At 33.3% G+C, this 15735-nt stretch carries 16 protein-coding genes; 14 read left to right on the top strand and 2 right to left on the bottom strand.

Features of this window, described 5'->3' with window-relative positions; genetic code table 11:
- Window position 1 precedes the first annotated feature (1 nt).
- Window positions 2-952 carry a GTP-binding protein gene (locus ACXLDF_RS12790; protein WP_457558924.1) on the bottom strand — a complete coding sequence of 317 codons (951 nt, stop codon included), beginning with the start codon at window positions 950-952 and terminating at the stop codon, window positions 2-4.
- A 266-nt stretch (window positions 953-1218) separates the two neighbouring features.
- Here ACXLDF_RS12790 and hdrC point away from each other — a divergent pair, with 266 nt between their 5' ends.
- From hdrC to ACXLDF_RS12760, 6 genes are all read left to right on the top strand, one after another.
- Window positions 1219-1737 (top strand): CoB--CoM heterodisulfide reductase subunit C, encoded by a 519-nt coding sequence (gene hdrC / locus ACXLDF_RS12785; RefSeq protein ID WP_457558923.1) that lies wholly within the window; start codon window positions 1219-1221, stop codon window positions 1735-1737.
- A 23-nt stretch (window positions 1738-1760) separates the two neighbouring features.
- Window positions 1761-2783 (top strand): CoB--CoM heterodisulfide reductase subunit B, encoded by a 1023-nt coding sequence (hdrB, locus tag ACXLDF_RS12780; RefSeq protein WP_457558922.1) that lies wholly within the window; start codon window positions 1761-1763, stop codon window positions 2781-2783.
- Window position 2784: 1 nt separating this feature from the next.
- The gene (locus ACXLDF_RS12775; RefSeq protein ID WP_457558921.1) at window positions 2785-4794 is read left to right on the top strand and encodes a 4Fe-4S binding protein; all 2010 of its coding nucleotides are present in this window, start codon (window positions 2785-2787) and stop codon (window positions 4792-4794) included.
- A 39-nt stretch (window positions 4795-4833) separates the two neighbouring features.
- Window positions 4834-5379, top strand: a complete 546-nt coding sequence (locus ACXLDF_RS12770) for a hydrogenase iron-sulfur subunit (RefSeq protein WP_457558920.1) — start codon at window positions 4834-4836, stop codon at window positions 5377-5379.
- A complete protein-coding gene (locus ACXLDF_RS12765; RefSeq protein ID WP_457558919.1) occupies window positions 5379-5822 on the top strand; it encodes a 4Fe-4S dicluster domain-containing protein in 444 nt (147 codons plus the stop codon). Before ACXLDF_RS12770 ends, ACXLDF_RS12765 begins: the two co-directional genes overlap by 1 nt.
- A gap of 104 nt (window positions 5823-5926) precedes the next feature.
- Window positions 5927-6469 carry an Lrp/AsnC family transcriptional regulator gene (locus tag ACXLDF_RS12760; RefSeq protein ID WP_457558918.1) on the top strand — a complete coding sequence of 181 codons (543 nt, stop codon included), beginning with the start codon at window positions 5927-5929 and terminating at the stop codon, window positions 6467-6469.
- 95 nt (window positions 6470-6564) lie between these two features.
- Here ACXLDF_RS12760 and ACXLDF_RS12755 read toward each other — a convergent pair whose 3' ends face one another.
- On the bottom strand, window positions 6565-7431 hold the full coding sequence (locus ACXLDF_RS12755) for a DUF6159 family protein (protein ID WP_457558917.1): 867 nt from the start codon (window positions 7429-7431) through the stop codon (window positions 6565-6567).
- A 301-nt stretch (window positions 7432-7732) separates the two neighbouring features.
- Here ACXLDF_RS12755 and ACXLDF_RS12750 point away from each other — a divergent pair, with 301 nt between their 5' ends.
- The 8 genes from ACXLDF_RS12750 (at window position 7733) to ACXLDF_RS12715 (ending at window position 15714) form a co-directional block, all read left to right on the top strand.
- Complete coding sequence (locus tag ACXLDF_RS12750; RefSeq protein WP_457558916.1) at window positions 7733-9100, top strand: NADH-quinone oxidoreductase subunit B family protein; 1368 nt, start codon at window positions 7733-7735, stop codon at window positions 9098-9100.
- 17 nt (window positions 9101-9117) lie between these two features.
- Window positions 9118-9636 carry a 4Fe-4S dicluster domain-containing protein gene (locus ACXLDF_RS12745; protein WP_457558915.1) on the top strand — a complete coding sequence of 173 codons (519 nt, stop codon included), beginning with the start codon at window positions 9118-9120 and terminating at the stop codon, window positions 9634-9636.
- Window positions 9636-10520: a CoB--CoM heterodisulfide reductase iron-sulfur subunit B family protein gene (locus tag ACXLDF_RS12740; RefSeq protein ID WP_457558914.1), complete on the top strand. Its 885-nt coding sequence runs from the start codon at window positions 9636-9638 to the stop codon at window positions 10518-10520. The genes ACXLDF_RS12745 and ACXLDF_RS12740 overlap by 1 nt, the downstream gene beginning before the upstream one ends.
- The gene (locus tag ACXLDF_RS12735; RefSeq protein ID WP_457558913.1) at window positions 10520-11857 is read left to right on the top strand and encodes a Ni/Fe hydrogenase subunit alpha; all 1338 of its coding nucleotides are present in this window, start codon (window positions 10520-10522) and stop codon (window positions 11855-11857) included. Before ACXLDF_RS12740 ends, ACXLDF_RS12735 begins: the two co-directional genes overlap by 1 nt.
- Before the next feature lie 383 nt (window positions 11858-12240).
- Complete coding sequence (locus tag ACXLDF_RS12730) at window positions 12241-12903, top strand: nucleotidyltransferase family protein (protein WP_457558912.1); 663 nt, start codon at window positions 12241-12243, stop codon at window positions 12901-12903.
- A 125-nt stretch (window positions 12904-13028) separates the two neighbouring features.
- Window positions 13029-14207: a hypothetical protein gene (locus ACXLDF_RS12725; protein ID WP_457558911.1), complete on the top strand. Its 1179-nt coding sequence runs from the start codon at window positions 13029-13031 to the stop codon at window positions 14205-14207.
- Between the two features lie 100 nt (window positions 14208-14307).
- Entirely contained in the window at window positions 14308-15378 is a 1071-nt protein-coding gene (locus tag ACXLDF_RS12720) for an alpha-mannosidase (RefSeq protein ID WP_457558910.1), read from the top strand.
- A 93-nt stretch (window positions 15379-15471) separates the two neighbouring features.
- A complete protein-coding gene (locus ACXLDF_RS12715) occupies window positions 15472-15714 on the top strand; it encodes a HypC/HybG/HupF family hydrogenase formation chaperone (RefSeq protein ID WP_457558909.1) in 243 nt (80 codons plus the stop codon).
- Window positions 15715-15735: the final 21 nt, after the last annotated feature.

Below are 15735 nucleotides of genomic sequence, written 5' to 3'. Positions count from 1 at the left end.
TCTACAATCCTTCTTCTTGTTTAAAAATCTCCACTGCAAGTTTATAAAACATATCTTCAACATTTTCACCTGTTTTAGCTGAACATTCCATGAATAAGAAACCATGTTTCATAGCAAAGTCTAATCCTTCTTGTCTACTTACTTCTCTACCAAGATCGATTTTATTGCCTACAAGTAATGTGGGGATTTTACCACAGTTATCGTCTAATTCTTGCATCCATTTTGGCAGATTTTCGAAGGTTCGTCTATTACTAACATCATAGCATAAAATTGCTGCACGGGCATCTCGATAATACATACCTCTGATTCGATCATAGAGTTCTTGTCCTGCAGCATCCCAAACGTTAATTTTAGCGGTAAATCTGTATGTTCCTCCAAAAAGTATATCACTTGATATATATTGACCTTTAATCTCTTTGCTTCCGAAATCCACACCTAAAGTGGTCTTTAAATCTTTTTTAAAATAATTATCTGTGAAACGAACTTTGATTGCGGTTTTTCCAACAGTAGTATCTCCAATTTCGATAATTTTCCATGAATAATTATTCCTAATTAATGCACGTGCTTCGGATTCTGCCCATTCTTTAATCGATGGTCCTGAAATTAAATTTGATTCCATTTCATCAATTTGCTTTAATTTAAGAATAAATCCTTCTGAATATGGATCTGTTGCCATTTTACTAAGGGCATCATGATTAATTTCTTCAATGATACCTGAACATGGAGAATTTAAAGTGGCGATTCCTGAATCAGTTGTAATTGCAATAAAAGGATCCCCTATTTTAAGTTCTTTTTCTGTAAGTAATTTTAATTCCACTGGGTTTTTCAGAAAAGCAAACCCAATTTGATCAATTCCAATAATTTTTTGTACTGGATCGATATAGATGTGTTGATATTTTGTATAATAAAGATGATCTGGAAGATTAAATCTTCCATCTGCAATAATAACCATTATAAAATACCCATCTCCAAATTTCCAATGGATAATTAACAATAGGTATTTGCTTTTATAATTGTTTGCTTTTTGTTTCTATTTTGTATTAAATAATTCGCATTTGTTTTGATCATATAAAAAGGATGGTGATGAATGTTAAGATATATATACTAAAAAGGAACATTAGTATTTAGGTAAAAATCATTTTACAATAGATGATTTTACCAAATTTGATCTCTCATAAAATAGGAAAAAAATTATTTCCTTATAAAAAGTGGCTTGCTATGCCCCATTATTCTCAACTTCTTAACTTTTCTACTGACATAGTAGATGAAATTTCGATCGAAGAAAATTTAGGCAAGATTCGCGCTTGTATTTCATGTGGGGAATGTACAGCAGCTTGTCCTTCTGGCAATTTCACTGCCTTACGAACGCGTGATGTTATACGAAAAGCGCTTTTTGGAATACATAAGGTGTTGGAAGACCCAGATATCTGGCTTTGTAGTACGTGTTTTACTTGTTTAGAACGTTGTCCTCGAACAATTCCTGTTACTGAAATAATTTTAAAACTCCGACAAATGGCGGTGAAGGAAGGGTATTTAATTGATCCACTCAAAGTTGTGATAAATAATCTGATTTTAAAAGGACACGCTGTTCCTCTTGACACAAAGTGGAGTATACTGCGAGATAAATTAGGCTTAGATCCAATTCCACCAACAATTGCTAAATTTCCTGAAGCACTTAATGAAATATCTATAATATTATCCGAAATCCGTTTTACAACGAGGATACCATTTCGGTAAGCGATTAAGTTGAGGTTTTAAATATGACTGAAAAACCAGATAGATTATCATTCTCTACACCTAATTTTGAATTAAATTATTCACTTTTTTTAGGTTGCGTTATTCCAAATCGTTATCCCATGATTGAGCGCGCTTCTCGTAAGCTCTTCGACCATTTGAATATTGGAATTAATGAAATGGAAGGTGCTTCTTGTTGTCCCGCTCCAGGTGTATTTCGCTCAGTAGACAAAGCGTTATGGCTTACTGTTGGAGCACGAAATATCTCGATTGCAGAAAGACATCACACAGATATTATTAGTCTTTGTAATGGATGTTATGGTACTTTACATGAAGTTAACCATCAGATAAAGCATAATGATACTTTAAAAAACAGAATTAATACTGTTTTAAGTAAAATTGGAAGAAAATTTGAAGGTAATATTGATGTTAAACAGATTGTTGAAGTCCTTTATTATGATTATGGGCTTGAAAATCTTAAAAAATTGATTACAAATCCCCTGGGGTTAAGAGTAGCGGTACATTATGGTTGTCATTTGCTTAAACCTTCTTCAATTAAACCTTTTACAGAAGATCCTGAAGATCCTCATTTTTTTGATGAATTAGTTGAAATTACCGGGTCAGAATCAGTTGATTATAGAAATAAAATAATGTGCTGCGGTGCAGGTGGATCATTGAGAACAGGCTCAAAAGAAAACAGTTTAAAATTTACCTTAACAAAACTTCGGAGTATAAGAAAAGCAAACGTGGATTGTATCGTAACCTGTTGTCCATTTTGCCAGCTGCAGTTTGACTTGGGACAGTTGGAAGTAAAAAATGAGTTAGATCCGGATGAAGATCCCTTCAATATTCCAGTTATATATATCAGCCAATTACTTGGACTTGCAATGGGATTAGATCCTATTGTTTTAGGTATGATAAAGCCCCTTGATATGAAAGGAATTTCTCCCTTTATTCCTTTTGATAACCTTTTACAAAAATTGTATCATGAAAACCGAATTAAAACCCCAAATCAAATAGAAAAGAAGTCTATGGAAAAAGATGATTAATATGAATAGCTTAAAAGAACCTAAAGTTGGGGTATATATTTGCCATTGTGGAAAAAATATCGCCGATGTAGTTGATATTGATGCATTAGTTTCAGAAATTTCACATTTACCTTTTGTTTCTGTCGTTAGAGATTATAAATTTATGTGTAGTACAGCTGGCCAAGAATTAATTGCTCAAGACATTAGAGAACACCGAGTTAATCGCATTGTTGTATCTGCATGCAGTCCATTGATGCATGAAGAAACATACAGGCAAGTTTTAAAAAATACAGGATTGAATGAATTCTATTTTGAACAGGCTAATATTAGAGAACATGTATCTTGGGTTAATATGGCTGATAAAGATGGAGCCCTCAAGGTTGCTTTAGATCATACAAAAATGGCAATTGCCAAAGTGGTTCATGATAAACCTCTTATTCGTCAAAAAGCTCCAGTGGTACAAAGAGCTCTTGTTGTTGGGGCAGGTATTTCTGGAATGTTTGCTGCTCTTGATCTAGCAAATAATTATCCTGTTACTTTAGTAGAAAGATTACCAACAATTGGGGGTCACATGGCTCAATTGGATAAAACATTTCCTACAATGGATTGTTCTGCTTGTATTATCACACCTAAAATGGTTGAAGTCGGTCGACATCCAAATATTGAACTATTAACATATAGTGAAATAGAAAATGTTGATCTAAATGTAGGAAATTTTGAAATCACCATTAGAAAAAAGGCTAGAAAAATAAATCATGAAATTTGCACTGGATGTGGTGTTTGTGCAAGTGTTTGTCCCGTCACAACCGCAAATGAATGGGACATGAATCTTGGATATCGAAGTGCAGCATATATTCCATTTCCACAAGCCGTACCAGAGCAGTATACAATTGATTCTAAGTCTTGTATTGAATGTGGACTTTGTGTTGTGAATTGTGAGGTTAAGGCTATAGATTTGTCACTAAAAGACGAGTTGGTTCAACGCACGGTTGGATCGGTGATATTGGCAACAGGAAATGATATTTATAATCCAACTTCTTTTGTACGCTATGGTTATAAAAAATATAAGAACGTTTTAACAGGTATCGAAATGGAACGAGTGATATCCAGTACAGGTCCAACTTTAGGGAAAGTTATCAATCCACAAACACATAAACCTCCAAAAAGTGTTGCCTACCTTCAATGTGTCGGCTCCAGAGACTTCCATGAAGGTGCACATCATTATTGTTCTCGTGTATGTTGTATGTATGCTATTAAACAAGCACGACAATTAAAAGAGAAATTTCCGAATATTGATGTTTCAATTATTTTTATTGATATTCGCGCTTTTGGGAAAGGTTATGAAGAATTTTATGAAATTGCTTCTCGAGATTATGGAATTCGGTTTATCCGAGGTAGAATTGGTGAAGTATTCCAAGATTATGATGGTTCTTTATTATTACAAGGAACAGATACATTATTAGCAGAAAAATTTGAAATTAGGGTTGATATGCTGATTCTTTCAACAGCAATTGAAGCACGGCGTGATGCTTCCGAAGTTGGGCACCTATTTGGAGTTCAGCAAACAGAAGATAGCTTTTTCATGGAAGCACATCCTAAATTGCGCCCAGTTGATTCATTATCTGATGGAATTTTTGTTGCAGGTACTTGCCAATCACCTCGAGATATTCCTGATTCTGTTGCTCAAGCAAAAGCAGCTGCTTCAAGTGCAAATAATTTTATGAGTGCTGGAGAAGTAGAGATCGTCCCGTATTTTTCTCAAGTCCTTACAGAGTACTGCTCTGGTTGTCGATCGTGCATTAAAGTTTGTCCATTTGATGCTATAACATTTAATGAGCTTGTCTCTAAAGCAGAAATAAATTCAGTAAAATGCAAGGGATGTGGGGCTTGCGCAGCAATTTGTCCTTCAAATGCAATTCTACAGAATCATTTCAGTAGAGAACAAATCATGGCCGAATTACAAGCATTACATCCATGGAATTTAGATTTATCAAGTAATAATAAAACCATTTCATCTTCTGGAGGAAAATAATGAATCAACAATTAATTATCTTTTGGAGTGAAAAAAAAAGTGAACCAATCTACTGATCAATTAAATCATCAAATATTGAGTTCTTCAGAAAAAAATTTTCCGAATTTTGAACCATACATTGTATGTTTTGCTTGTAATTGGTGTACTTATACAGGAAGCGATCAAGCAGGAAGAAGTCGCCTTCAAAGACCCGCAAATGTTAGAATTATTCGATTAATGTGCTCCGGTCGAGTTGAAATTGAATATGCAATTGAGGCCTTAAAACAAGGTGCAGATGGTGTCGTTATCGGGGCTTGTCACTTAGGAGATTGTCATTATTTACAAGGAAATTATAAAGCAGTTCGACGATTTGCAGTTGTTCATCGATTATTAGAGCAATTTGGGATTCATCCTGATCGCATTCAACTTTGGCATATTTCAGCCAGTGAAGGTGCAGAATTTACCGAAAAAATTAAAGAATATGTTTCACATTTGCGCAAGCTTGGACCCAATCCTATGAAATTAAAGAAACTTAATTATTTTATAAAATCGCAAATAAATAATTTTGATAAAACACCTAAACTTGAAAACATGGAGGAATCTTAATGAAGTGGCCAATTATTAAGACAACAATAAGGGGAACTATTCGATCTACATGTGTTGAATATATTCAAAAAATTTTTTATCTTGAATTTGATAGTAGTGAGTGCAAATTTTGTAATCAATGTATAAAAGCTTGTCCAAAAAAAGTGCTTGAAAAAGGTGTTTTCAATCGTAATTCTCCAACTATGAAAATAGATCGTTTACCCCAAATGAAAAATGCGAATGAATGCATTTTTTGTGGAACTTGTATGTATGTGTGTCCGTTTAATGCGATAAAACTAAAAATAAATCAAAATTTCATCGAGAAAGAAGATCTACAATTAGTAAAAGGGGGTATTCTCCCAAAATTTAAAGAATTGAAAGTAGGGAAGGTTGTTTTAACCGATCCAAACTTTACAACTCCATATTGGGAAAGGATAGCTGCTCAAATTCTTAGAAAAAGTTGATTTCATGATCTTTATAATATCAATATTATATAGAACATATTAATTTTAAAAATCCTTTTTTCTCAAAATTCAAATTTTTTCAAATATTCCCAGATTTGATGAATATGGCTTATGATCATTCCTCTTCTCATCCAATATTAACAGATTTAGATAAACTGATCTTAAAAGTAATTCAATTTCATAATCCTGATACTGTTTCAATGTCTTTACGAAATATTCAAGCACAATTAGAACAATATAAAAAAGATTTCCCTCAAGTGTTTGGAGATAACAAAAATCCTCCAAGTGTTTCTACAATTAGTAAACGTATTAAGTTTATGAAGGAAAATGGTATAATATTATATCCAACAACTGTAATTGATTGCTCTAAATTAGGATATAGAGAAATGATTCTTATTTTTATCAAAGTTCATTTTAATCGCCCAATAAAGGAAATTCTTGATGATTTATTGCAAATTCAAGAAATAAATGTAATTTATCAAATTTCAGGAGATTATCCAATATATTGTATGTCGAAATGCAGCGATAAAATGCATCAAATTGAGGTACTTGAACGTATAAAGCAAATCGTCGGAATTGAAGATCTAAAAACACATATTGTTATGGCAAAATCAAAAGAAGATATGCGTACTCTTATTGATATTTAAGATCAAGAAATAAAAAAACAAATCTACGCCATAAAAAGTAATATACAACATGGAAGAAAAAAAAGAGAAATAAGATAACAAAAATAATTCTATTGTTATTTTATTTTGATTGCTTCTCGGAGTGCACTGCTTTTATAACCAGTAGGGGCTTTTCCTTTATCTGCATATACAAATAATGCTGTATTAAATACCTTTTCTGCTACTTGAAAGACTAATGACACAATCATTATATAAACAAACAACGCACCAACAATTATAAGAATTATAGTAATTCCTAATTGATAAAAGAGAAACAATAAAACGCCTGCAATAATTATTCCTAAAAAGACAAAAAGGAATCTTAATGCTCCCAAACCGTAGTATCGAAGTATTGATTCTCCCCAAGTTTTCTTTAATGTTTGAGTTGACTTTTTAATCGCTTTAAACGGTGAAAGGTTGTAATACACCATTGCAGGTACAACAAAAATTGTTAAAATACTCCATAACATACCTAAAATACCTCTTAAAATAGATACTATGATTTGGCCTGCTTTTCCTAAGCTTTGAGCAAGATTATCTAGAAAATAAAAGAATAATCCTACAGTTGCAGAAAGTAAACTCCACATAAATATTGTTGGTATTCGTTTAATTGCAAATCCTAAACTTTCTCCGAATTTTGCATTCTTTCCTTCAAATCTAACTTTTGCTGTATACACAACACATACATTAAAAAAAGTTGAAATGAATGCCAAACCCAAATACGTGATAAAAACGAAAATATATTGAGTTGTTCCAATTAAAGCGGAATAGTCAGGATTTGTCGCCTTTAAGATCGGTATTATTATAGATGGCACTAAAAGTGCAACAGAATATAATAATGAGAAAAAGCTTGATAGTAGAGGATAAAGAAGTAGTTCTTTATCTTTCTTAATAACGCGGAAACTTAATTTTGTAAATTCCCACGATCGACTGAATACATTCATGGTAATTATTAGGTTTGAAATATCATTTAAAAATTTTTTAGACTTATCCGCACTTATTGGCACCTTAAAGATAGAGATAACAGAGAATTTTTAAATGAGTGATCAAGAATAAAGTTAGAAATTCGTCATTTTTCGTAGAAATATATTCTTTTTGCGTAATTATTCATATTGTGTAAAAGAATGAAAAAAAGGTATTTAATAGCATATTACCTTATTAAACAGTACTAGCTGACTTTAGTGCCTTTAATTAGGGGTGTCTAAAGAGATATATTCTTTTTTATCAGCAAAATGAGGTAGAATTATGGCGAAAGTAGCTTTCATGCAACTCGCTTCATGTTGGGGCTGTCATCAGTCACTACTTGATGCCCACTTGACCCTTTTACATGTACTTCCTGAATTAGAATTTGTTTATTGGCCTGCAGTGGTTGATTTCAAATTAGATGATTTGAAAAGATATCCTGACGGTTCAGTAGATGTTGGATTCTTAGAAGGGTTTTGCCGGACTGAAGCAGATGTTGCCAATGCAAAATTAATGCGGCAAAAATGTAAAATTATTGTGGCGATGGGCTCCTGTGCTGTATTGGGAGGAGCGCCAGGGATGGCAAATCTCTTTTCTCGAGAAGAGTTAGAAGCCCGAAAGTTTATGGATGAAGAATTTGTAGATAAAGGTTCAATGGTTCCAACAGAGCATGTTCCTAAAATACTAGATGCAATTCCTGATACACATGATGTTATAAAAGTTGATATTGATTTACCTGGTTGTCCACCTAAAACAGGTAATATTGTTGGCCTTATTGCAGCAGTATTGGGAGAAATTGATACAAAAGTGGATACTTCTAAAAATATGTGCGATGTTTGTCCATTACAAAATTGTTTATTAAATGAAAACAAGTTATGCTATGGGCCAATTACAGCTGCAGCTGATCCAATTGGACGGATTGCAGAAGGATATCCCGTCTTGGGTGAATTTGGCCTGACCCATGCTGTACATCAAGCAAACGCTGAAAAATTATTTTCAAGAATTATTAGCAAACCAATGGATCATTCAGAAGTTCGTCAATCTGTTGAAGCGCTTATGTTCATACTTGGCAGTAATCCTTTAGGATTTTTAGCTAAAAAAGCAGATCCTATACGAAAAATCCGATTAGATCCTGAAAGTCTTTCCATGAAATCAGTTTTAGATAAGGAAATAGTTGATTTCACTGCAAATGGCTATCCGGAAATTGTTAACCATATTATTGGGGCTGTTATGGCTGATCTCAAACAGAATCCAGAATATGATGATTCTGCAAAAACAGTTTGCAGTTCATGTGAAAGAAACTTAAAGGATAAAGAAGTTGTTCGTTATAAACGTGATTATGAAGGTTTTCCTGATCAGGAAACTTGTTTCTTATTACAGGGGTATGTCTGTATGGGGCCGTTAACTACAACAGGGTGTGGTGCGACTTGTATTCGAGCAAATTCACCGTGTTTGGGATGTTATGGCCCTGCTGCAAATGTTGATGATTATATTAGTAAAGCTACCAGCTATTTCCCATCAATTTGTACAGATACTACTGAAAACATTACTGCATTCTTTAAAGATACTGCCGGATTATTTGGACGTTTCTGTATCCCAACCAGCAAACTTGGGCATAAAATATCTGATTCAAAAATGGAGGATAAATAGATAAAGGTGAAATTCTCATGGTAAAAGTTGATCTTAATTTTAAACGCGCCGTCTTGGATAAATTGGTTGATGGTGACAAAATAGGCTATTGTTTTCAATGTGGAAAATGCAATGATGTGTGCCCGATTTCAGCACGTTGGGGTTCTAGATACAATCCTCGCGATATAGTTCTTTTTTCAGCATTAGGATATAAAGAGGCATTAGTCAATGCAGTCGTCAAAGATCCCTTTATTCTCTGGGGCTGTACTACATGTGAGACATGTGATGAAAAATGCCCAGCAGAAATTCCAATTACAGATATCATTTCTATGTTGAAAAATCTTGCAGTATCTCTTGGTGTTACTCCTGATTTTTATCCAAGTTCTACCTTGCAAATAATGGAACATGGTATGGCAATTCCAGTACAAGCTGCAGTTGAAAAACGAAGAGAAAAGCTAGGAATTGGTGTTGCTCCAGAAATCCCTGTTTCTGAGGTTCAGAAAATCATGCAGGCAACTGGGATTGAAAAACTTGTAAAAAAGGAGGAAAGTGCATAATGACAGAATATTTACTATTTCCTGGATGTTTTATTCAAAATCGAATTCCTTTTATCGAAGCTTCGGCTAAATTTGTTTTTGAACAACTAGGAATTCAACAATCTGCTGCTAAATTTGGGTGCTGTCCCAATCCTGTCGGATTAAGATTTGTGGATGAAAAAACTTGGGCAGCTCTTGGCGCTAGAAATATTGTTGAAGCAGAAATGGAAGGAAAACCAATAATGTCGCTATGTAATGGTTGTTATCAATCATTATCTGTTGTTGACCATGATTTAAAACACAATACTAAACTTAAAGATGATGTAAACGGTATTTTAGCTGAAATTGGAAAAGAATATCGCGGGACTGCGAGAATTGAGCATTTTGTGAGAGTTCTACATGATGAAGCGGGTTTAGATCTCATTAAAAGTAAAATAACTCGTCCATTAACTGGGTTAAAAGTTGCACTTCACCCCGGTTGCCATTACGCGCGACCTTCTCATATTTTGCATGGTGAAGATCCATTCAATCTGACTTATCTTCGCGATTTAGTCGAAGCAACAGGTGCTACAGTTGTTGATTATCCACAAGAGGACTTGTGTTGTGGTAATGGAGTTCGAAACTCAGATCCTTATACTGCAAATACAATGCTTAAAGCAAAAATAGATGGGGCACTTTCAGCAGGTGCAGATTGTTTTGCTGTTAATTGTCCTGCATGTTTCCAGCAAATGGATGCTGAACAGCGTAATTTGAAAGAATTAGCAGAAGAAGGTCAAGAATATAAATTTCCCACGTTCTATATCACAGAATTATTAGCAATGGCTATGGGAAAAAGTCCAAAAGAAATTGGTGTGAATTTTCACCGAAATAAAGGAAAAGAAGCATTAGGAAAGGTGGGATTATAATGAGTCCAGATAAAGTTTATGAAGTTGAACCGGTTACTCGGTTAGAAGGCCATGGTGGATTAAGATTAGTAATGTCAGAAGATGGAAAAACAGTAAAAGATGTACAATTCAATATTACTAGCACCCGATTTTTCGAAAAACTATGTGAAGGTCGTTTTGCTGAGCATGTTCCCAGAATTACAAATCGGATATGCGGGATATGTCCCGTTCCACACCATTTAGCCGCTACCAAATCCGTAGAAAAAGCATGGGACGTAGAAATTCCGACTGCAGCATATAAATTGAGGCAATTATTTATCAATGCTAAACAATATAGTTCACATTTGCTTCATTTTTATGCATTAGCCGCTCCAGATTTTCTATATGGCCCATTTGCTCCTGCAGCAAAAAGAAATGTTGTTTCAGTAATTAAGGATATGCCTGAAGTTGGTGCTATGGCATTGAAAATGATGGATTTTGGACAAAATATTTGTGCTGCAATTGGAGGAAAAGCTGTTGGACCAATAGCTGGAATTGTTGGTGGTATGCGCAATCCTCTTTCGTCAGATCTGCGAGATGGTTTTATTGCACAGATTCCAGAGCAATTGGAATATGTTAAAAAAACTGTAGAAATTGCTAAAAAGGTAGTTACTGATTATTGGGATGTAATTGCAAATTTAGCTGTTACTGAGACATATTATTGTGGTGTAGCAAAAAAGGTAAATGGTGAGCTTGTTCATGAGATTTATGATGGAGACTTGATTTTTGTTACCCCTGAAGGTGAGAAAAAAGTATATGATCCTCAAAATTATCTTGAAGCGATTGGAGAACATGTTCCTTCCCATTCATATGCTACTCATACCTATTATAAACCAGTTGGGTATCCAGACGGGATTTATCGAACGAATTCTTTAGCTATGATTAATGCATGTGATCGAATGGCAACACCTATAGCTGAAGATGCTCGAAAGGAAATGATAAAAGCATGTTTAGGAGATAATGGAAAGGTTATCCACAATACATTTGCTTACCATTGGGCACGTATTGTAGAAACTGTCGAAGCTTTTGAGTTATGTGTTCAATATCTTAAGGATCCTGAAATATTAAGTACTGACATTAAAACTCTTGACGTGCAACCAAAAGCAGGGCGTGGAGTTGGAATGGTGGATGCACCGCGTGGTAATTTAATTTATGACATGACTACAGATGCAGAAGGAATTTGTCGCAAGTTGAATATTCTTGTAGCCACAAATCACAACATTGCGGGTATTGAAAAGAGCGTGAAACACGCCGCCCAGCAGATCTTTGAGCAAGATGCATTATCTAAAATAAAATTGCCTGATCCTTGGCTCAAATAAACTCAGATCTTTTATAAACTTATAAAATGAGGTAATATTATGGTAGAAGTTACTGATAACATTCTCAATCTGCTCGAAATGGTAATTCGCTGCTATGATTGCTGACTTTCATGTGCAGCTCATATAACCATTGTAGATTCTGATGGCACTGAACGTGTTATTCGGAAACTCGAAGTGGATTGTGGATAAAACATTAATCGCCCTACTCAATGCATTTTTCTCACAAACATGGGAGAAGAAGAAGAGACTTGTCCAAGTTGGGCGAAAAAATCAAATTTTGGTTTGAAAACCTTTTTTTCATCTTTTTAAATTTTGTTTAGCGAAGTGAAATTTATTGAAAGTAAAGCTAATATGTTTCCTTTTATTTACAAAAATGACGAATCGTGTCACATTCCTCTCCTAATCTAACTTTAGAGCACTGGCAAAATGTACTTCATATTATTACCAAAAAGATTTATGAGCCATGTCAAAAACATAATGTGGAATGGATAATCACTGGTTCTACGGCTTCAGCCCTTCAAAATTGTTCCTTAAAACCTGAAAACATTGATATTCTTGTTAAAAATCCAGAATCTGTTAATTTTATTGCTGATCAATTGATTTGCTTTGAAATGAATGAGAAATCATTTTTAGATTCGACTCAATGGTTGTCTTCTTGCAAAAATCGAGTATTTGTATTTGATAACAAAGAACGAAATGAAATGTGGCATATGGGTCGTTGGATTATTGAAGATATGAAAGTTGAAGTTGCTTATATTCAATCGCAAACAACATTAGATGAATCTCGAGAAGCGGGTTATATTTGGGAAAACGGTCCTGATATGTATCCACATGTAAAGAAAGTGTTTTTTTTTGATTTTAAGCTTAATGTTGTACCTTTAGAAATTCAGCTTTCTTCTTTATTCTTTCGTAGAATGATGGATCGGATTAGTAGAATTGCATGCCTCTTCCAAAAATATGGGTATGACGAAAATCTTCTAAAATTGGCATTAAAAACTTCTCAAAAAGTTCAATTTGATTCAATATTAGCTAATGTTCGTTATTAAATAAAAATACGAATCTTTCATTATTTTCATGATTTAGTATATAATAACAATAAAAAAATCATTTTGATATAAAATAGTAATATCAGAAACCAAAAATATAAGAAATACATAACTATAATTGGGCGATGATGATTATAAAAAGAAACCAGAATTGGTATATTTTTTTCATCTCGATGTTATTAATTCCACAAATCTATCCCGTGGCTGCAATTTCAGAATTAACAGAAGATGATTCACCAAAAATTGCATGGAAATATTGGAATTCTAAAGATCGGTTAAATAATGATTCAAATTGGATTGAACATCCTGGATTAAAACAAGCACCCCCTTTAAATTCTGCTGGAATTCCCATTTTACTCGATAAAGCGGAAAATAGTTCTTTTACCTTTGGTGTTTTAGCTGATCGACAAGTTTATGTATACATAGAAGTAGAAATTGGTGATTTGAATCTTTATATTCTTTCGTCAACTGGAGAATTATTATATAATTCTTCAAATTATGCTGGGTATAATGAATTCATCACATTTACTCCGAATGAAAATGAGAATATTGTGATTAAAATTATTCATCCTATAGAAGATTCCACTGAAATCGCACAAGGATTGCTGTATATACGGCAAAATATGGTATTTTCTGGAACTAAAATGCAATTTTTTATGAATGCAACATCAGAAAATTATTCTACGCTATACTTTCGAGTTGATCAAGATTTTGGGGGCATCTGTTTAGATTATCCTAATTCATTAATTCTTCAAAACCTAACTATTTTTCATAGTACCAGATACTTAGAACGCGATAATTTTTATTCATTTTTAGTATATGAAGACTCTTATGAACTTACCAATCCAACAGATTTAGTAAAAGTAAATAATCAAAAATACCCTGGTTTGCAAACATTAGAATGGGCTTGTCAGAAATCAGCATTTTCTGAACCAATTCTTGATTTTGCAGTAAATAATTCTAATAATTTTGAAAATATCTCAGGATTACTTCCTTATAAACCAGAATTGGGTTTGGTTGAATTGGGTACGGGCTTTCCAGCAGGAACTTATTTGACTTTATCTTCAATACAAGGCTTTGGCATAGTAAATATCACAATATATCCTGTAAAAGGTGAAGAAATATTACAAGAAGATCCTATTAATGATGATTTAACAGAAACTACAGGAACTACAAACAATCCTTCTAATTCTGTTATATCTGAAATTCCAGAACGCGCCTATGTTATAGGTGGAATCAGTATTATTGGCATTATTTTCTTTTCATGGAGCGCTTTAAAAAAACGAAGATCTTTTTTCACTTAAAAGGTCAAGATTAATGACACCAGATTCAATCGTATTATTCTTGATCTTTTGCTCTCTTTGGATTCGTGCACTTTTTTTTAAATTGAATATTATATAATATATGCAAAATTCATCCAAGCAGAAATCAAATCGTTCTTTTTCAAATAATTCCCAAAATATCGTATTAAAAATCTTTAATCCAAGCAAATGGGAAAGAACTGCTATTGTTCAATGTGTCATCCAGTGGGATGGAGAATTAAAAAATCTTCAAGTATATACCGAAAATAATGAAGAAATTACGGCACAAATTCAAGAACAATCACCAAATAGGTGGTTTTTTAGATTTGTCGCTGAAAATATCCCTTCCCTTTCAACAATCAATTACATTATAAAGCCTATGGATCGATCTGCAATATTTCTACCTCCTGATGAAGGATTACTTGATGGTAATGATTATTATTTAGAAAATGATATTATGCGCGTGGTTCTTGAAGAAGAAGGATATATTACCATAATGCATCGAGAAGATAAGTCAGATGATAGTGAGTCTGCTGAAAAAATATATGCAATGGGAGAAGAATTAACTGAGGGATCTATTTGGGCTGGTGAATCATTTTATAACTTTTTGCAAATGAACCAATTTTCAATAAATTCTATGGCGATAAGAGAATTTACTGATTCAAAATTAATCGAAGCGAGCGATTTTGTCGGAAAAATTGAAGTAAAATATAAATATCAAAATATTAATGAACGTCTTATTCCGATAAAAATGCAATTCTCGATTCAAAAGGGTGAATCTCCTTATATTAGCTTTGTTTTCACCATTCCAGAAGAATTTTTGGTGAATTCACTTAAATTTACTGTATTTAATCCAATTCCATTTACTGCATGTGAATATTTATTGAAAGAAAAATATGCAATATTTTGGAATAAAGATCTTCAAAGAGGATTAGTATTTTTACATGAAAACATCAAAAAAGTTATCGATCTATCGAAAATAAATTCTAAGAACACTAAAAATTCTAAAGTAATTTTTAATGTTGAAAAGAATTTCTTTAAAACTCTAAATGGTAATTTTTCATATGCATTAATTCCTCTAAAACCTGAAGATTTTGATGATGGAATTCCATCTGAAGATGTAATCCAAAAATTAGTCTTTGATTTCTATCATCCTTTTATTGTTGAAATCTAATCAGTTGAATGTTAAAAAAGATAAAAGAAAAATTCATGTTGTATTTTTTCCTAATTTTTAATAGAGATCATATATAGTAACATTTGATATAATATGTGTTTAGCTATTCCCGGGAAAATTTTAACACTAGAAGGTACAAGTGCGCTTGCGGATTTTGATGGTACCCAAAAAAAGATAGTTACTGCCTTGTTACCCCGAGTAAAAGTGGGCGATTATGTAATTGTCCATGCGGGCTATGCTATTGAAACAATCAGCCAAGAGGCCGCGGCGGAATCCATTGCGCTTTGGCGAAATATGATCTCTGATGGTCTTATAGATAAATCAAATTATGTCTGATTTTAATTAATTCAGCTTGAT

The organism is Candidatus Harpocratesius sp. (assembly GCF_054039255.1).
Note: the sequence above shows the minus strand (reverse complement) of the source record. Positions and strands in the feature narration are given on the sequence as shown.